We start from the raw sequence: 18,014 nt of genomic DNA on the forward strand, positions 1-18,014 counted from the left end.
CGTGTGTCCGTGCCGCCCCGACCGGCGGCACGGACACACGGGGGTCCTCGCGGGCCCGGCTCAGCCCGCCGTGGCGGTGCCGGCGAGCGGGGCCGCGTCCGCCCCGCCGGGCGCCGCGTCCGCCGGGATGGCGATGGCGGTCTCCTCGTCGGGTGAGACGAACACCGGGTCGCCGTGGGAGAGTCCGACCTTCTCCTTGTAGATGCGCGAGCGCAGCAGGGTGTCGCCGACCCGCACGTGGTAGTCCCAGCAGTCGCCGTGGTAGATGCTGAACTCCACGGTGCCCTTCCAGCCCTTGCCCGTCGCGTCCTTGCGGGACAGCGACAGGCTCTCCGGCCGGATGAAGACGTTGACCTGGCTGCCCTCTTCCAGGTCGCCTGCCGCGACGCAGCGCAGCGAGCCGTGCGGCAGGGTGATGTCGACCAGGTCGTCGTCGCAGGCGGTGACGGTGCCCGGGATGCTGTTGGAGATGCCCATGAAGCGCGCGGTGAACTCGCTGCGCGGGCGGGCGTAGATCTGCTGGGCGGGGCCCCGCTCCACGATCCTGCCGAACTCCATCAGGATGACCTCGTCGGAGACGGCGAGCGCCTCGTCCTGGTCGTGGGTGACGAACACCGTGGTGATGCCGAGGCGTTGCTGCACCGCGCGGATCTCGTCACGGACCCGGTCGCGCAGGCCCTTGTCGAGGTTGGAGAGCGGCTCGTCGAGGAGCAGCACCTCCGGCTCGCGGGTCAGGGCGCGGGCCAGGGAGATGCGCTGCTGCTGACCGCCGGAGAGCGCGGGCGCCGGGCGGTCGGCGAGGTCGGCGAGGCCGACCAGGTCGAGCGCCTCCATCGCCTTGCGGCGCGCCTCGGGCACGGGCAGCTTCTTCTGGCCCGAGCGCAGCGGGAACATCACGTTCTGCACGGCCGTCATGTGCGGCCACACCGCGTACGACTGGAACACCACGCCGATGGGGCGCTGGTGCACGCTCACGTACACGTTGTCGTCGGACGAGTAGACGGCCTTGCCGCCGATGCGGATCTCGCCCGCGTCGGGCCGTTCGAGCCCGGCGATGAGGCGCAGGGTGGTGGTCTTGCCGCAGCCGCTGGGGCCGAGCAGGGTGACGAGTTCTCCCTCGGGCACCGTGAGGTCGATGCCGTCGACGGCGTTGCGGGTGACGGCTTTGCCGTCGAAACGCTTGATCAGTCCGCGTATTTCGATCACGAGACTCTCCTTCGAGCCCTTCGAGCGCTCAGTGGCGGTTCCGGTTCAGCCCGGTCTTCCGGGTGACCAGGCTGACGAGGCCGACGATGACGGCCAGGAAGACGACGATGAAGACGCCGAGCGCGGCCACGATCGGGTAACTGCCGTTCGCCCACTCGGTGTAGATGGTCACCGACACCACCTGGGTGTTCTCCGTGTACAGGAAGATGGCCGCGGAGATCTCCCGGAACGCGACGATGACGGTGTAGAGGAACGCGGCCAGCAGCGAGGGCGCGAGCAGCGGTACGTAGATGCGGCGGAAGGTCCTCAGCCAGGACGCGCCGCTGACCGCGGCGGCCTCCTCCAGTTCGTCCTTGATCTGGGCGATGCCCGGCACGATGTAGCGCATGCCGTAGGGCAGGCCGATGGTGACGAACGCGATGACGAGGATGGCGAGGGTGCCGTACAGGTGGAACGGCAGGGGCGCCGTCAGGTACCAGTACAGGATGCCGACGCCCATCACGACGCTGGGCACGGCGATGGGCACGGTCGCGAGGCCGTCGAGGATGCCGCGGCCACGCGCCTTGGTCTTCACGGTGATGTAGGCGACGAGGGAGCTGAGCACGGTGACGATGGCGCCCGCGAGCACCGCCGTGATCAGGCTGTTGGTGACGGACTTGGTGAGCGCGGGGGTGTGCAGGACCGCGCTGTAGTTGGACAGGGTGAGCCGGTGCAGGGCGGCGATCGACGGGGGTTCGTAGCCGGGCAGCAGCGACGACCACACGAGCATCAGCAGCGGCAGCGCGACGGCGACGACGAAGAACACCACGAACGCGGCGAGGCCGAGCCACTTCCACTTGCCGAGGTCGATGGAGGTGGGCCTGAAGCCCTTGCCCGTGATGGTCTGCGCCTCGGCGCCCGAGCCGCCGAGCTTGCGGGAGAAGTACAGGCCGACGCTGGCGACGGCGAGGATGAAGATGCCGATGACGCCGACCGTGCCGTAGTCGGTGGGGAACTGCTGGAGCGCGTTGTAGATGCGGCTGACGAAGACGAACTTGTGCCCGGGGACACCGATGAGCTGCGGCACCTCGAAGGTGGAGATGGTCTGGACGAACATCAGCAGCACCGCGGACATCACGGCGGGCCTGATCAGCCGGGCCGTGATGGTGCGGAAGACCCGCCACGGCGGCGCGCCGGAGCTCAGGGCGGCCTCTTCGAGCGAGGAGTCCATGTTGCCGAAGGCGGCGGTGCCCATCAGGAAGGCGACCGGGGCGACGTGCATGGACTGCACGAGGACCATGCCGGCGAGCGAGTAGATGTTGAAGGCCGGCAGGTGCAGGTCGCGCAGGAGCACGTTGAGCGCGCCGGTGTGCGGCGCGAACAGCAGGGCCCAGGCGACGGTGTTGAGGATGCCCGGGATGATCAGCGGCACCAGGGCGGCGATCTGGGCGAAGAACTTGGCCGGCGTGTTGGTGCGGGACACCAGGTAGGCGAGGCCGAAGCCGATGACCGTGCAGACGACGGCGGTGGCGGCCGCGTAGGCGAAGGAGTTGCCCACCAGCGCCCAGAAGTCGGAGGTGCCGAGGGTCTCGCTGTAGTGGCGCAGCGTCCAGGTGACCTTGTCGGCCGAGAGGAAGGAGCCCTGGAGGCTGGCGATCACCATCGTGCCCGCGGGGACGACGGCCAGGTAGGCGACGACGAGGGCGACGACGGCGAGCAGGATGTTCCGCGGGTTGCGGAACCACGCCAGGATTCGGGACGTGCCGCGGCCCGCGGGCTGTGGCGTGTCGCGGGTCGGAGGTGGCGCGGGGCGCGACCGGTCGATGAGGCTCATTGCTTGGCCGTCCTCGGAGTCGGAAGGGCGAGGCCCGGGAGTGGTGGGGTCACGCCGGGTTGAGGGTCGGGGCAGACGGTTGCGGTCGTGCCACGGGAGCAAGGAGAAGAAAAGCGGGGAAGGGCGGGGGCAGTGGGAACCGGTAAAAGGGTGTACGGGAGGCCCCGGACCGCCCGGTGGGGAGCGGGCTCGGGGTCGCGGTGGTGCGGGACGTGCCGCCTGGTGGGCGGTGGTCCGGGAGGCCGCCGGGTACGGCGGCGGGTCGTGCGGTGGGCCTGCGGGGTCAGATGGCGTGCAGGGCCTTCTCGTACTCCTGGAGCAGGATGTCGTACTTGTCGGGCTCGATCACCGGTGTGGACCAGGCCGGCTTCCACTTCTTCTCGTTCCACACGGCGGGGTCGTCGTGTTCGAGGTCGCTCAGCGATACGTGGTTGGTGATCGAGACGACCTGCTTCTGGCCCTCCTTCGACATGATCCAGTCGATGAACAGCTTGGCGGCGGCCGGGTGCGGCGCCTTCTTCGCCAGTTCTTCGAGGACGGCGGCCGAGGGCAGCGGGTCGGGGTTGGAGAAGGCCAGCCGGGTCGGGGTCTTCTTCTGGAGGGCGGCTGCCTTGTAGCCGTAGGCGTTGGCGACCGCCGCGGGCTCGCCGCCCTGGACCTCGGTGATCGACTGGGTGTGGCTCTCCACGAGACGGGGCTGGTTGTCCCCGAGCCGCTTGACGAGGTCGAGCGCCTTGTCGTGGCCGTACGCGGAGATGAGGCCCTCGTACCAGTTGATGGCCTTGGGGTCGATGGAGAACTTGCCCTTCCAGGCGGGCTTGGTGAGGTCCTCAAGCTCGGTGGGGACGGGCAGGTGCTGGGACTTGACCGCCTGCGGGTTGTAGGCGATGGCGCTGGTGTTGATGTAGACGACGTTACGGTAGCCGTCGGGGAGGTTCTGCAGTTGCTTGGGCAGCGGCGGGATCTCCGGCACCCGGTAGGGCGCGAGCGTGCCGACCTTGATGAGCTGGTACACGGGCTCGGAGTCGGCGGAGATGACGTCCGCGTTGAACTTGCCGCCGCGCTGCTCGGTGACGAGGCGGGAGGGCAGCTTGTCGGCGCTGAGGCGCAGCGCCTCGACCTTCACACCGGGGTAGGTCTTCTGGAAGGCGGTGATCATGTCGTCGACGTCGTCGTCCGCGAACGTCGTGTACCAGAGCAGCTCGCCTTCCTTCTTCGCCTGGGCGAGGAGCTGGTCAGGCTGTTGTGCGGGGGCGACCTTCGTGATGGCGCCGCCGCCGGCGCCTCCCCCGCAGGCGGTCAGCGCGCCCGCGATGAGCAGGGCGCCCGATGTCCGCAGAGGGGAACGGAGTGTTCTCATCACGGCTCGCGGTGCGTGCGGTGCGATGCGTCCGCGCATTCCGCCACCTCCAGTCGAGGGCCCCGTGGAACCCGACCGGTGGGTGTCTTTCGTGGGGCCTCGCCGAAAAACAAATGCCATTCTGGGCTGAGGGTATGACCATTGCAATAGTCGTGCGGGGTTTTCTTGCGAGATGCGCAACCGTGTCCGTACCGCCGCGAGAAGGGCTGCCACACCCGGAACGTTCACTTCAGCGGGCAGGCGCCGCGCGGGAGTTGAGCCGTGGGACACTGGAGCAAGGGACCGGCGCGGGCAACCGGCGGGAGCGACCGGAAAACGCGACCGGAACGGCGACCGAAACCGCTTCAGGAGTTACGGTGAGCGGCCCGGGACACAGGGCCCATTGGTCATACCCTAATCCGGTAGACTAGGACGGTCAATACATGACGAAAGGACTCTCCATGCCGGCGCGCCGAGCGAGTGCCAAGGACGACGGCCGCCAGGCCGGGCTGCTCACCCCCGTGAACGACCGCCGCATCTCCGCGTTGATCGTGGACCAGGTGCGGACCCTCATCCATGAGGGCAAGCTCAGCTCCGGCGACCGGCTGCCCCCAGAGCGCGAGATGTGCGAGCGCTTCGGAGTGAGCCGGGTGACCGTGCGGGAGGCCCTGCGCGTGCTGGAGGCCAGCGGCCTGGTGGAGATCAGGGTGGGGGCCCATGGCGGCGCCTTCGTCACCAAGCCGACCAGCGACCGGGTGGGCGCGAGCATCGTCGACCTGCTGACCCTCTCGTCGGTCACGGCGACCGAGGTCACCGCGGTCCGCATGGTGCTGGAGGTCGGCATCATCCCGCTGCTGTGCGAGAGCGTGGACGAGGAGGACATCGCCGAGCTGAGCGCCATCTGCGACCGGCAGGAGCAGGCCCTGGACAGCGGCGGGTACCACGTCTCCCTGTCGGCCGAGTTCCACACCCGGCTGGCGGCGGCGACGCACAACACCGCGTTCGAGATGCTGATCCAGTCCTTCCACGGCCCGCTGCTGATGTCGCTCGCCAAAGCCAAGAGCACGGCGCCCGAGATGGGCCGCCGCGGTCTCGACGAGCACCGCGCCATCGTCGAGGCCGTGAGGACGGGCGACGTGGCGACCGGCGAGCGCATCATGCGCGAGCACCTGTCGCGCACCGCGGACCGCCTCTGCCTCGACGAGATCCCCGCCCAGCTCGACGAGGTACCCGCGCGGAACGCGTGACGGAGCCGCGGGGCCGGACGTTCCGGCCCCGCGGCCCCGCTCCGCGCCCGGTGGTGCCTCAGTAGCCCTGCGGTCGCAGGACCATGCAGCAGCCGAAAGAGATCAGCACGGACAGGAACAGCACTCCGAAGCCGGCCGTGTACGAACCGGTGGCGGTCAGCAGGGTGCCCATCAGGGCGGGCAGTACCGCGCCGACCAGGTTGGTGAGCGAGGAGAACAGACTGCTCGAGTACTCCGTCTGCCGGGTCGGCATCAGGCTGTGCAGCAGCGTCCAGTTGGTCACCACGCACCACGCGTTGCCCGCGAGGCCGAGGAAGATGAAGAAGCTGTCGAGGCCCGCGTTGCTGAACAGCGCGGTGCCCGCGATGCCGATGCCTTCCACGGCGAAGCCCCAGGCGGCCCAGCCGGCGCGTTTGACCTTGCGGTCGGAGGCCCGGCCCACCAGCACCATCACCACGATGGACAGCACGTTGGCGACGGTCAGGACGATGCCGATGTTGCCGAGCGTCACGTGCCGGGCCTGCTGGAGGTAGAGCGGCACCCAGGTGACCAGCCCGTAGAAGGGCGCGTTGGTCCCCACGTACATCAGCATGGTCAGCCAGTAGCGGTAGTTGCGGAACGGCGACTCGGGGCCGAGCTTCGGCACCGTGGTCGTGTTCTCGAACCGGTCCGCCTCGATGTGCTTGACCTCCTCCTCGCTGACGCTGCCCGCGTCCTCGGGGCGGTCCTGGAGGAGGACGAGCACGATCAGGAAGGCGAACACCGCGGCGACGACGGCCTGGGTGAGAAAGGTGAAGCGCCAGCCGGTGCCGCTGATCATGACGGTGGTCAGCGAGCTGCCTATCGCGGAGCCCACGAAGATGCCGGAGAGCCACGACGCGTTGGCCCGCGCCCGCTCCTGCATCGGGAACCACCGCGCGGTCAGCGTGTGCGCGACCGGATAGAAGCACGCCTCGCCGATGGCGAGCAGGATGCGCGTCCCGTAGAGCTCGCCCAGGGTGTTGACGAACGGCGGGAGCGCCAGGGCGAGCACCCAGATCGCGGTGCCGATGAGCATCGACTTCCGCGGGCCGAGCCGCTTGAGTACGAATCCCCAGCCGAACAGCGCGATGCCGTAGGCGTAGAGGAAGAGGCTGGTCAGCCAGCCCACGGAGCCCGGGTGCTTGTCCAGGCCGAACTGGTGGCTGAAGGCGTGGTCGGTGACGATGACGCCGATGGAGGACTTGCTCAGCTGGGCCACCGAGAAGGCGATCAGCAGGGGCAGGCTGACGTGGAGCCATCTTTGGAGGTGACGGCCGCGCAGGGCGGTCGTGCGGCGGGGTGGGGAGTCGGCCCTCAGTTCTGTCTCGGGTGTCACGTGCTTGCGTCCTTGCATGTACGTACGAGTGAGCACGCGGCCCTGCGGTACCGGGCTCGCGTGCTCGGAGGGTGCGCGGTGGTGCGCTGCGGTGTGCTCGTGTGGTGTGTGGTGTGCTTGCTCGGTGTGCGGTGTGCCGCGGCGGCCGGAGGAGTTCGTGGCGCGGGCGGCGGCCGGGCGGTGCGGCCCGCGCGTCGCGCAGCGCTCGGTTGCGCGACGCCGGGCCCGGTGGAGCTCAGCCCTGCGGGCGGCGGCCCGCGAACAGGCAGGTGTAGAACGCCTTCCAGGCGACGTCCACTTCGGTCAGGCCCGCGGCGCGGTACCCGTCGAGGTGGTCCTCCACACTGGTCAGCGGATAGTTGTGGTGGTGCTTGGGCGCGGGCTTGCGCGGCGCCCAGTGCTTCTTGCGCACCGACCGGTAGCGGCGGTCCCAGACGTCCTCGGGGCCGATGTGGTCCAGGTTGACGAGCCAGCCGTCCGGGGCGAGCAGCCCCGCGGCCTCCTGGTAGAAGGCGTGCAGCTGGGCCCGGTCGAGGTGGTGGCTGGCGCGTGAGCTGAGCACGACGTCCACCCCCTCGGGGAGTCCCGCGGCCCGCAGGGCCTGCATGTCGCCGACCTGGAAGGTGACCCGGTCGCCGAAGTCCGCGAGGTCCTCGCGCGCCTGCCCCAGCATGGTCTCCGAGACGTCCGTCCAGACGCCCCTGGCCTTCGGGAAGGCCGTGAGCAGGACGGAGAGGAACTTCCCCGCACCGCTCGCGATGTCCACGACCAGCTCGGGTTCCGGCTTCTCCTCGGCGACCAGCTGCGCGGCGATCGTCCGGGGCAGGGCCAGCAGGTCCCGCGCTCCGTCCGGGTCGCCGCCCAGCCACGCCGTGGCGAAGGCCGGGTCCGACCAGACCTGGGCCGCAGTGGGCCCCTGTTGTGCCATCTCGTCTCCTCGTCGGCTCTGCGCGGGGCGCCGGGGCCCCGCGCCATCCGGGCTACGGATGAGGTCGGGCGGACCGGTGCTCGGGTCAGGAACGGGCGCCTTCCGGGCCGTCGTACTCCGGGGCGTTCTCCAGGAACACGGTGTTCTGGTAGCCGAGCTGCTTGAACTGGCGGTTCTGCGCGGAGATCAGCTTCACCGGCGTCCCGTCGGCGGCGAAGTGCTGCGCGACCGTGTTGTGCGGCACGTAGACCGTGTCGCCGGCCTTGAAGTCGTGCCGGGTCGGCTCGTTGGCGATGCGGGCGTAGTACTTCTCCGCGATCTCGGCCTCGACCTCCCAGTGGAGGCTGTAGCCGGAGCCCTCGCGCACGTAGAGGACCTCGTCGGCCATCGTCCAGCGCTTGCCGGAGCGGCTGCCACCGGGGATCTCCAGGACGTACGAGTCCACACTGAAGGTGCGCACGTCGTCGCCGGGCTGCGACATGACGCGGACCTTGCCGAGCGGCGTGGACTCCCAGGGGGTGTCGGCCGACTTGACGACCTTGCGCATCTTCTCGACGTTCGGCGTCCACAGCTGCGACCAGTCGACGCGCTCCCCGAACTTGTCGGGGTTGTCGATCGGGCCGCTGCGGCCCTGCTGGATCAGACCGAGGTACATCCAGAGCGACTTGGCCTTGAAGATGATGCACTTCGCCGTCTCGTCGTACGGGTTGAAGTGCCGGTGCACCGAGTCCGTGTGGACGATGACGAGGTCGTCCTTCTCCCAGTCGTAGCGCTGGTCGTCGTGGATCTCGTAGCCCGCGCCCTCCAGGATGTAGAAGGCGGCCTCGTTCTGGTGGCCGTGGCCGTGGTTCGAGGACTGCGGGGGCAGCTCCACGAAGTGGACCTGGAGGCTCTGGGTGAGGAACGGGTCGTCGCCGGGGCCGATCCGCCACCAGGTGCGGGACTTCTCCGAGTCACCGGAGTGCGCGACCTTCGCGTCGTCGACGACGATCGAGTCGTCGCGAACACGCGGGGCGTCCAGCTGGCTGCGGCGGAACTCCTTGAGGCCGTAGGTCTCCGACGTGATCCCCCGGAGGAAGACCCGCCCCTTCTTGTCGCTCATACACTTCTCCTCGTGATGTCGGACCGGGGCGCACCGGCGTCCACCGGTCCGTGCGGCGGTCTTGTCCCCGGCACCTGCCGGGGAGGGACGGACTTGTACGCGCAGCCCACATCGACCGGGCACTGCTGGGGAGTTGGAAGTCCGTCTGGCCGGAGACCGCTGGCTCGGCCGGGATTGATTCGGGCATTCAGCCTGACTTCATTGGCCTAACCTTTATATCAACGGGCCGGAGAGCGAGTCAACGATTCGGGGACGTAACCCCGTACTCACAGGTACGACACCGACCTCCTTCCCTGCGATGGTTCAATGGTATTACATTAAGAGCATCGAGCACCGACTGAGAGGGGTTTCCGATGCCACGCAAGGACGGCGACGGCCGCACGACGAGCGGCGGCACGCTGATCGTCGGCGCCAGCCAGGCGGGGCTGCAACTGGCTGTCTCACTGCGGCAGCTGGGGGACGCCGGAGCGATCACCCTCGTCGGCGAGGAGCCCCACGCGCCCTACCAGCGGCCCCCGCTGTCCAAGGAGTTCCTGGCCGGCACGGCCGAGCTGGAGTCGCTGGCCTTCCGGGCCCCCTCCTTCTACCCGGAGAACGGCATCGACCTGGTCTGCGGCGAGCGGATCACCGCGCTGCGGCCCGGCCTCGCCACCACCGCGTCCGGCCGCGAGCTCCCCTACGACCGGCTGGCGCTGACCACCGGCGCGGGGCCGCGCAGGCTGCCCGTGCCGGGCGCGGGGCTCGACGGGGTGTGCTATCTGCGCGACCACGCCGACGCGGCGGGCTTGCGCGGCCAACTGGCGTCCGCCGCCCGCGTGGTGGTGGTCGGCGGCGGCTTCATCGGGCTTGAGGCTGCCTCCGTGGCGCGCGCCGCGGGGCTCCCCGTGACCGTGGTGGAGGCGGCGGACCGGCTGCTGGGCCGCGCCGTGGCGCCGGTGGTCTCCGACTTCTACGCGCGGGCGCACCGCCGCAGGGGCGTCGAGGTGCTGCTCTCGACCGGCGTGACGGCGATCGAGGCGGACGCCTCGGGGCGCAGGGCCGCCGGTGTGGTGCTCGCCGACGGCACGGTCCTCCCCGCCGACCTGGTGCTCGTGGGCATCGGCGCGGTCCCGCGCACCGAGCTGGCCGAGCAGCTCGGCCTGGTCTGCGACGGCGGCGTCGTGGTCGACGCGGCTGCCCGCACCAGCGACCCCGCGGTGGTGGCGGCCGGCGACTGCACGGTCCAGCCGCACCCGCTGACCGGCGAGGGCCGCCTGCGGATCGAGTCCGTGCAGAACGCGGTGGCCCAGGCGCAGACCGCGGCCGCCACCCTGCTGGGGCGCCCGGCCCCGGCGAAGGCGGTGCCGTGGTTCTGGTCCTACCAGGGCGACCTGCGGCTCCAGATCGCCGGCCTGTCCACCGGACACGACGCGTCCGTGGTGCGCGGCACGGTGGACGACGAGCACTTCTCGGTCCTGTACTACCGCGAGGGCCGGCTGATCGCGGTGGACGCGGTGAACCGCCCTGCCGACTACATGGCGGTGCGCAAGGCGCTCACCCAGGGCGCGACGATCCCGGCCGAGGCGGCAGCGGACGCCGACGCGCCGCTGAAGTCCCTGATCACCGAGGTGGCGAGCGCGGCGCCCGCCGCGTGACACGGCGGGCGCCGCACGGGAAGGGGGCCAACCGCCGAGGCGGCCGGCCCCCTTCCCGTGTGCCCGCGCGCGGGTCATGCCGCCGCGCGCGGATCCTCGCTGAAGATCAGGGACTTGATGGTCACGGGGACCGTGTTGGAGGGGAAGCGCCGGCGCCCGATGTCGATGTAGTCGAAGTCGCGCAGGCTCACCCCGTCGATCACCAGGATGTCGCCGGACACGCCGAGTTCGTCCCGCAGCAGCCGGCCGAGTGTCATGGCGACGTCGCCGTCGAGCATCACGTAGACCGGGCGCCCCAGGGCGGTGCGCTCCGCGAGCCCGTCGCGGACGCCCCGGGCGAGCGCGGCGACGCGCTCGTAGCTCGGCAGGCCCTGCCAGCCCATGGCGAGCGCGACATCCGCCTCGGGCGCCACGTCCAGCGCGACGAGGTGGCGGCGGACCGCGTCCGCGATCTCGGCCGCGTCGACGCTCTCCCCCAACGTGTAGACGGGCTTGACGACCTGGAGATTGCGGCGGGGCAGCAGTGTGTCCGGGGCCGTGATGAAGCCGGTGTTGCCGCTGAGCTGCACGCTGTACTCGCTCGCGCCGAGCGCGGTCGCCCTGATGCACTCCCCCGCGGGCAGCAGCGGGTAGGGCAGCGCCCCGGTGTCGAGGCGGCGGCGAAGGGCGTGGCCGAGCGGCATGCCGAGGTCGCCGAAGCGGCGCTCCTCGCGCTCGTAGACGTACTCGGCGACGCCGCCGGAGACCATCACGCCGTCGACGCGGCCGAGCGGCCCGAGCGGCTCGGTGAGGAAGAGGGCCGCCACGTCGTCCGGGAGCGGGTCCGCGGTCAGTGCGGTGATCAGGGTGTCCGCCATGGTCTCCGCGACCTTGGCGGACTCCTCCGGGGTGGCGGTGTCGCCGAGCTCCCAGCGGAAGCCGGCGCGCGCCGCGTGGGCGCGGCCCGCGGGGTCGAGCCGGACGATGCGGGCCCCCTCGTCGGTGACCTGGAGCCGCCCGCCGATGTGGACGGCGGCGGTGCGCAGCACCCGGCCGCCCTCGACGAGGGCGAGCTTGGTGGTGCCGCCGCCGATGTCGACGTTGAGGAGGCGCAGGCCCTTGTCGTACGAGGTCTGCGCGGCGCCGGAGCCGTACGCGGCGAGCATGGCCTCCATGTGGTGGCCCGCGGTCGCGGTGACGAGTTCGCCGCCGCGCTCGGCGAGCACGCCGGCGATGGCCTCGGCGTTCTGCCGGCGCAGGGCCTCGCCGGTGAGGATGACGACGCCGGTGTCGACCCGGTCCGGGTGAACGCGGGCGGCGTTGTAGGCGCGGTCGATGATCGAGCCGAGCGCCTCCGCGTCGATGTGCTCGGCGCTCGCGTACGGCGTCAGCTCGACCGGCGAGCGGTAGGTGGTGGCGCGGCGCACCACGATGTAGCGGCTGGTGAGGTCCTCGCTGATGCGGCGCAGCCGCAGTTCGGAGAAGACCACCTGGGTGCCGGACGAGCCGATGTCCATGCCGACGCTGTGCAGGGTGACGTTGTCCTGCTGCCAGATGGGGTTGTCCTCTAGGGCGCCGAGCGGCTCGTCGTCGTGGACGTGGTCGTCGTCGGGGGCCCAGGCGGCGGAGTACACGGTCCGCTCGTCCCCCGCGCCGGCGTCGTGCCCGTGGGAGTGGCTGTGGTGCGCGTGGCCGCCGTGCGGGTGGCCGGGGTGCTCGTCGTGCTGCACGGGGGTGCTCCTCCTGTGCCGTGCGGCCCGCCGGATGCTCGGGCGGGCCGCACGGGGTCGGGACCGGGGATGGCGGGGGTGTCCTGCGGCCCTCCCGGCGCGGGCGCCGCGCGGGCCGGGGAACTCCGGGAGCTACGGCTTGGGCGGCAGGTTGGGGATCTCGGCCTCGTAGACCTCGTCCATCTGCGGCTTCAGGCCGACCTTCGCCAGCTCCTCGCGGAACATGTCGCGCACCAGGGGCGACTCGTCCGCGTAGTCGATCTGGTCGCCGCCGATGCGCATGCTGATCCACGCCTTCGGCACGCCCTGCGCGTTGCGCACGGACACGACCTCGTGCTTGAAGGCGAGGTAGCGGCCGGGCTCCTCGCCGGTGTTGAAGTGCTGGTGGAACCACATGTTGGGCGGCACGATCAGGCTGCCGGGGCCCCACTCGTAGCGGCGGGGCTCCTCGCCCTCGGGCCACATCAGGCTGTAGCCGGTGCCGGAGAGGATGATCACGTGGGCGCCGGGCCCGTGCCGGTGGCCCTTCTTGTACGTGCCCACGGGGAACTGCGAGATGTGGCTGTTCATCGAGCCGCGCGCCATGTTGAAGCGGATGTGGCCGCCGCCTGCGCCGCGCTCCTTGGCCTCGATCAGCGGCAGGTTGACCGCGTCCGCGACGAAGTTGGTGTCGAGGAGGAGGCCCTTCTGCTCGCCCTTGGGCGCGAAGTAGTCGGGCTCGCCGTCGAAGCGGTTCGGGAAGTCCTTCTCGGTGCCGAAGACGAAGTCGACGTCGTCGTAGAGGTTGATGATGGGCGGCATGTTCGTCGACGAGACGAACCGGGCCGCCTTGCTTCCCGAGCCGTTGAAGTGCTGGTGGTGGGCGTTGAGCGGGATCGCGAACAGCGCCCCGGGCCCCCACTCGAAGGTGACCTCCGCGCCCTTGTCGTTCCACACCTTGGTGGAGCCGTTGCCGTCCAGGACGAGGATCATCTCCTCGAACAGCTGGCGCTGCGGGGCGAGCTTGCCGCCCGCGGGGATCTCGCAGACGTAGCAGTCGTTGGACGTGCGGGTCGCCTCGTGGTTGATGAACACGCCCCGGCCGCCGCGGCGCTCCCACGGTTTGAGCTCCACGGTGCGCAGGTCCGGCACGTAGTGCGCGGCGATGATGTCGAGGCCCTCGTCCGCGACCCAGCGGGTGTAGGGGGAGTCCTTCTCGGTGGCGAACTTCGCCGCCAGGCTGTCGTTGACGATCGCGTCCTTGGCCATACGGGGCCCTCCCTGTCGTCGTACCCGGTCCCCGCGACGAGGGGCCGGCGCGCCGCGGGACGGTCTCGTCCGGACCTCTCCTTCGCATCTTCCCGACCTTTTACTCGGAGGGGAGTGCCATGGCGGCGCATTGGTAGGACCCTAAGGCCAGGGTTTTCGGCGTGTCAACGGCGTCGATGTCCGCCCGGCGGGGCCGTCGCACAGCCCGCGACAAGCGCTTGTGCCGCCGACGGGCGTTCTGGTCTAATGGACATACCAACGGCCCCGTACGACAGAGGCCGTGCGTCCCGGCACCTCGGGGACGTCCGAGTGAGAGGACACGAGGGATCTTGTCCAAAGTGACCTATACCGACAGCTCAGGCCGCGCCTACACGGTCGATGCCACGGTCGGTGAATCCGTCATGGCCGCGGCGGTCAAGAACGGAGTCCCCGGGATCGTCGCGGAGTGCGGCGGCAACTGCTCCTGTGCCACCTGCCATGTCTACGTGGGCCAGGACTTCGCCCCTCTGGTGGGGCAGCCGGGCGACATGGAGGAGGACCTGCTCGACATGGCGGTGGCCGACCGGCGCGAGACGAGCCGCCTGTCCTGCCAGATCCGTGTCACGGAGGAACTCGACGGACTGACCGTCGAGATCCCCCCGGAGCAGCCCTGACCGCTGCGCCGCGCGTCAACGCAGGGTTGCCGCCACCCCGCTGGCGGGCCATCACGTGAAAGGGAAACGGCCGTGCTTAGAAAAGACATCAACGAGCTGCTCACGCAGACCGGTCCTGGGACGCCCATGGGCGAGATGTTCCGGCAGTACTGGCTTCCGGCGATGCTCGCCGAGGAACTGCCGGAGGACGACTGTCCCCCGGTGCGCGTGAAGCTCCTGTCCGAGCGCATGGTCGCCTTCCGTGACAGCGAGGGCCGCTACGGCCTCATGGACGAGTTCTGCGCCCACCGCGGCGCCTCGCTGTGGTTCGGCCGCAACGAGGGCTCGGGCCTCCGCTGCCCGTACCACGGCTGGAAGTACGACGTCACCGGGCAGTGCATCGAGGTCCCCTCGGAGGCGGACAACAGCAGCTTCTGCGAGAACGTCAAGCTCACCTCGTACCCGCTGGTCAAGATCGGCGACGTGCTGTGGACGTACATGGGCGACCCGGCCAAGACGCCGCCGCTGCCCGAGTTCGAGTTCGTGCATGTCCCGGAGGAGCAGAACTACACGTCCAAGCGCTGGCAGCAGTGCAACTGGCTGCAGGCGTTCGAGGGCGGCATCGACTCCAGCCACGTGACGTTCCTGCACTCGGGCGGCCTCAAGACCGACCCGCTGTTCAAGGGCTCCAAGGGCAACGACTACAACGCCAACGACACCAAGCCGTTCTTCGAGGTCGCCGACACCGAGGGCGGGCTGTTCGTGGGCGCGCGGCGCAACGCCGAGGACGGCCAGTACTACTGGCGGATCACCCCCTGGGTGATGCCCTGCTTCACGATGGTGCCGCCCCGCGGCGACCACCCGGTGCACGGCCACTTCTGGATACCGATCGACGACGAGAACTGCTGGGCGTACTCCTTCGACTACCACCCGGTCCGCGCGCTGACCGAGGCCGAGCGGCAGCACATGAAGGACGGCTACGGGGTGCACAGCAAGAACATCCCCGGCACCTACCGCCCCGCCGCCAACATGGACAACGACTACCTCATCGACCGCGAGGCGCAGAAGCGCGGCGAGACCTACTCGGGCGTCGAGGGCATCGCCATGCAGGACGCGTCGCTCCAGGAGTCCATGGGACCGATCGTCGACCGCACCAAGGAGCGCCTCGTGCCCGCAGACAGCGGCATCATCAAGGCGCGCCAGAAGCTGCGGAAGGCGGCGCTCGCGCTGCGCGACGAGGGCGTGACGCCTCCCGGGGTGGACCCCGAGCACCACAAGGTCCGCTCGGCGGCGATCGTCCTGCCCCAGGCCGAGTCCTTCCTCGACGCCTGCAGGGACGCCGTCACGGTCCAGCCCGGCGTGCGCCAGACCACGGTGTGACCATGGCGCGGACAACCGAGCTCGACCGGGCCCCCGCACCGCCCCAGGTGCCGGCCCTCAGCGAGTGCGCACGGGCCACTTCCGCCTACGAGTCGCGCTTCCGCATCGACCGGCCGATCGTGCCCGCGCGCGCGGCGCGCGTCATCGCCCTCGACGAGCGGGCGGTCGCGGTCGCCCGGCACGTCGCGGGGCGGCAGTGGGCGCACGCGCGCTTCTACGCCTGCGAGGGCGGCGACCCCCTCGACCCGCTGCTGCGCCGGCTCGACGGCGTGCCCGCGCCGCTCGCCCAGGTGCTCACCGGAACCGACGTGGTGGTCGTGCTGGCCACCGAGGACACCGGCAGACAGTACGCGGAGGCGATCGGGCGGATCTGCCGCGAGCGCGGGATCACGACGGCGGGCCTCGTGCTCGGCATCGACTACGAGGCGCAGGACGCCGTCGCCGCGCTGCGCCCGTACGCCCGGGTGCTGCTCCCGTCGGCCGACGAGAGCGACGTGTTCGAACTGCTCACCGCCCTGCGGGTGTGAGCGCCGCGAGGGGCCGGCCGTACGGGGTGGGAGAGACCCGGCCGGCCCCTCGCGCGGGTCATGGGCCGGGCGTCCGGCCGTGGAGACGAAGGAAAGGCGGCAGGGCCCATGGCCGAGAAGGTCACGACAGGCACGCTCCAGCACATGAAGGACGAGGGCCGCAAGATCGTCGGCGTCGTCGCCTGGGACTACCAGATCGCCCGGCTCGTGGACCGGGCGGGCGTGGAGATCGTGTCGGTGGGCGACACCGTCGGCGTCAACCTGTGGGGGCAGGCCAACCCCTTCGAGATCACCATGGACCAGATGGTGACCGTCGCGCAGGCCGTGCGCAGGGGCGTGAGCCGCGCGCTGGTCAGCGTGGACTTCCCGTTCGGCCCGCTCCAGGAGGGGACGGCGAGCGCGGTGAGCGCCGCGATCCGCTTCGTGAAGGAGGCGGGGGTCGACATGGTGAAGGTCGACGCGGCGTCCGACTTCCCCGAGGCGGTCACCGAGATCACCCGCGCCGGCATCCCGGTCTTCGCCCAGTTCGGCATCACCCCGCAGACCGCGCTGCGCTACGGCGTCGAGTACAAGGCGATCCCCTCGGCGGCCGACGCGGTGCCGGTGGAGATGAAGGACGCCATGGTCGCGGAGGCCAAGCGCCTCGAAGAGGCGGGGGCCGTACTGCTCAACTTCACCAACTCGGGCCCCGTGGTGGGCGCCGCGGTCGCGCAGGCCGTCTCCGTGCCGGTGGTCGGCGGCTTCGGCGGCGGACCCTGGCTCGACGGCCGGATGCGGATGGCGCACGCGGCCATCGGGTACGCGGCCTCCGCCGTGGACGACCCGCCGGACACGTACGCGAACGTCGCGCGGATCACGCTCGACGCGATCAGCGCCTACGCGGCGGACGTACGGGCGGCCCGGCAGGTCGCGGGCGGCATCCCGGTGCCTCCCGCTGACAGCGCGACCACCGCCGCGAACGCCGAGACCGCCGAGAACTGAGGGGAAAAGGGCCCATGGCTACCACCGAGACGCAGGACAGGACGGGCACGGCGGAGATCGGCGGACTGCGCACCCGCTACCGGGTGGCCGGCAGCGGCCCCGCGCTGCTGATGTTCTCGCCCGGCGGCTTCGACTCGACGCTGGAGAGCTGGCGCACGGTCGGCGTCTACAAGCGGCTGAACCTGCTCGACCACCTCTCCCGCTCGTACACCTGCGTGACCTTCGACCGCCGCGAGTCGGGGCAGTCGGGCGGGCGGGTGGAGCGGATCTCCTGGGCGCACTACGTGGCGCAGGGCGCGGGCCTGCTCGACCACCTCGGCATCGAGCGCGCCCACCTGATGGGCGGCTGCGTGGGGTGCTCCACGGTGGCGGCGTTCGGCGTCGCGCACCCGGAGCGGGTGCTGAGCATGGTGCTGTACTCACCGGCCGGCGGCGTGAAGTACCGGATGAAGCAGCACGCGCGCTTCCTCGAACACCTCTCCTTCGCGCAGTCGGAGGGGCTGAAGGCCGTCGTGGAGCTGGCACGCTCGACCACGGCCGGCTTCACCGCAGACCCGCGGGTGGGGCCCTGGGTCTCGGTGCTGCGCGCCGACGAGGAGTTCGCCGGGCGGTACGCGGCCCTCCCGCCCGAGCGGTACGCGACGACGGTGACGGGGCTCGTGCGCCACCTCTTCGACCGGGACACCGTGCCGGGGGCCGAGCCCGAGGACCTGCTGACGCTCGACGTGCCCGCGCTGATCGTCCCCGGGCAGGACACCTCGCACGCCCCCTCGGCCGCCCGCTACCTCCAGGAGTGCCTGCCGCACAACGAGTACTGGGACGTGCCGGTGGCGGAGCAGACCGAGGAGAACGCGCCCGCGCGCATCGCACGCTTCCTGTCCGGCGCCTGACCGCGCGGGCCGGCCGGGACC

At 70.7% G+C, this 18,014-nt stretch carries 15 protein-coding genes; 7 read left to right on the plus strand and 8 right to left on the minus strand.

Annotated features, from left to right (window positions below; genetic code table 11):
* Positions 1 to 60 precede the first annotated feature (60 nt).
* The 3 genes from ABEA77_RS00760 to ABEA77_RS00770 all read right to left on the minus strand — a co-directional run bounded on the left by ABEA77_RS00760 (position 61) and on the right by ABEA77_RS00770 (position 4,379).
* The gene (locus ABEA77_RS00760) at positions 61 to 1,206 is read right to left on the minus strand and encodes an ABC transporter ATP-binding protein (protein WP_345639825.1); all 1,146 of its coding nucleotides are present in this window, start codon (positions 1,204 to 1,206) and stop codon (positions 61 to 63) included.
* Positions 1,207 to 1,234: 28 nt separating this feature from the next.
* On the minus strand, positions 1,235 to 3,019 hold the full coding sequence (locus tag ABEA77_RS00765) for an ABC transporter permease (RefSeq protein WP_345639827.1): 1,785 nt from the start codon (positions 3,017 to 3,019) through the stop codon (positions 1,235 to 1,237).
* Positions 3,020 to 3,302: 283 nt separating this feature from the next.
* The gene (locus tag ABEA77_RS00770) at positions 3,303 to 4,379 is read right to left on the minus strand and encodes an ABC transporter substrate-binding protein (protein ID WP_345639829.1); all 1,077 of its coding nucleotides are present in this window, start codon (positions 4,377 to 4,379) and stop codon (positions 3,303 to 3,305) included.
* 422 nt (positions 4,380 to 4,801) lie between these two features.
* On the opposite strand from ABEA77_RS00770, the gene ABEA77_RS00775 reads away from it, so the two are divergent.
* Complete coding sequence (locus ABEA77_RS00775; protein ID WP_345639830.1) at positions 4,802 to 5,605, plus strand: FadR/GntR family transcriptional regulator; 804 nt, start codon at positions 4,802 to 4,804, stop codon at positions 5,603 to 5,605.
* A 58-nt stretch (positions 5,606 to 5,663) separates the two neighbouring features.
* Here ABEA77_RS00775 and ABEA77_RS00780 read toward each other — a convergent pair whose 3' ends face one another.
* From ABEA77_RS00780 to ABEA77_RS00790, 3 genes are all read right to left on the minus strand, one after another.
* Complete coding sequence (locus ABEA77_RS00780; RefSeq protein ID WP_345639831.1) at positions 5,664 to 6,962, minus strand: MFS transporter; 1,299 nt, start codon at positions 6,960 to 6,962, stop codon at positions 5,664 to 5,666.
* Positions 6,963 to 7,197: 235 nt separating this feature from the next.
* On the minus strand, positions 7,198 to 7,890 hold the full coding sequence (locus ABEA77_RS00785; protein ID WP_345639832.1) for a class I SAM-dependent methyltransferase: 693 nt from the start codon (positions 7,888 to 7,890) through the stop codon (positions 7,198 to 7,200).
* An 85-nt stretch (positions 7,891 to 7,975) separates the two neighbouring features.
* Complete coding sequence (locus tag ABEA77_RS00790) at positions 7,976 to 8,992, minus strand: cupin domain-containing protein (protein ID WP_345639833.1); 1,017 nt, start codon at positions 8,990 to 8,992, stop codon at positions 7,976 to 7,978.
* A 353-nt stretch (positions 8,993 to 9,345) separates the two neighbouring features.
* Here ABEA77_RS00790 and ABEA77_RS00795 point away from each other — a divergent pair, with 353 nt between their 5' ends.
* Positions 9,346 to 10,626: an NAD(P)/FAD-dependent oxidoreductase gene (locus ABEA77_RS00795; RefSeq protein ID WP_345639835.1), complete on the plus strand. Its 1,281-nt coding sequence runs from the start codon at positions 9,346 to 9,348 to the stop codon at positions 10,624 to 10,626.
* A 74-nt stretch (positions 10,627 to 10,700) separates the two neighbouring features.
* Here the strand turns inward: ABEA77_RS00795 and ABEA77_RS00800 are convergent, their stop codons facing one another.
* Together ABEA77_RS00800 and ABEA77_RS00805 are read right to left on the minus strand one after the other, a co-directional pair.
* Positions 10,701 to 12,335 (minus strand): ethanolamine ammonia-lyase reactivating factor EutA, encoded by a 1,635-nt coding sequence (locus ABEA77_RS00800; RefSeq protein WP_345639837.1) that lies wholly within the window; start codon positions 12,333 to 12,335, stop codon positions 10,701 to 10,703.
* 132 nt (positions 12,336 to 12,467) lie between these two features.
* On the minus strand, positions 12,468 to 13,583 hold the full coding sequence (locus tag ABEA77_RS00805; RefSeq protein WP_345639839.1) for a cupin domain-containing protein: 1,116 nt from the start codon (positions 13,581 to 13,583) through the stop codon (positions 12,468 to 12,470).
* A 338-nt stretch (positions 13,584 to 13,921) separates the two neighbouring features.
* Here ABEA77_RS00805 and ABEA77_RS00810 point away from each other — a divergent pair, with 338 nt between their 5' ends.
* The 5 genes from ABEA77_RS00810 to ABEA77_RS00830 all read left to right on the plus strand — a co-directional run bounded on the left by ABEA77_RS00810 (position 13,922) and on the right by ABEA77_RS00830 (position 17,993).
* Positions 13,922 to 14,236 carry a 2Fe-2S iron-sulfur cluster-binding protein gene (locus ABEA77_RS00810; protein ID WP_345639841.1) on the plus strand — a complete coding sequence of 105 codons (315 nt, stop codon included), beginning with the start codon at positions 13,922 to 13,924 and terminating at the stop codon, positions 14,234 to 14,236.
* A 72-nt stretch (positions 14,237 to 14,308) separates the two neighbouring features.
* Positions 14,309 to 15,595 carry an aromatic ring-hydroxylating dioxygenase subunit alpha gene (locus ABEA77_RS00815; RefSeq protein ID WP_345639843.1) on the plus strand — a complete coding sequence of 429 codons (1,287 nt, stop codon included), beginning with the start codon at positions 14,309 to 14,311 and terminating at the stop codon, positions 15,593 to 15,595.
* Positions 15,596 to 15,597: 2 nt separating this feature from the next.
* Positions 15,598 to 16,122 (plus strand): 3-methyl-2-oxobutanoate hydroxymethyltransferase, encoded by a 525-nt coding sequence (locus tag ABEA77_RS00820; RefSeq protein WP_345639844.1) that lies wholly within the window; start codon positions 15,598 to 15,600, stop codon positions 16,120 to 16,122.
* Between the two features lie 108 nt (positions 16,123 to 16,230).
* On the plus strand, positions 16,231 to 17,103 hold the full coding sequence (locus tag ABEA77_RS00825; protein ID WP_345639846.1) for a 3-methyl-2-oxobutanoate hydroxymethyltransferase: 873 nt from the start codon (positions 16,231 to 16,233) through the stop codon (positions 17,101 to 17,103).
* Between the two features lie 14 nt (positions 17,104 to 17,117).
* Positions 17,118 to 17,993 carry an alpha/beta fold hydrolase gene (locus tag ABEA77_RS00830; protein ID WP_345639847.1) on the plus strand — a complete coding sequence of 292 codons (876 nt, stop codon included), beginning with the start codon at positions 17,118 to 17,120 and terminating at the stop codon, positions 17,991 to 17,993.
* The last annotated feature ends 21 nt before the right edge of the window (positions 17,994 to 18,014 follow it).

Origin of the sequence: Streptomyces tremellae, assembly GCF_039540215.1 — a bacterium.
Taxonomy (GTDB): domain Bacteria; phylum Actinomycetota; class Actinomycetes; order Streptomycetales; family Streptomycetaceae; genus Streptomyces; species Streptomyces tremellae.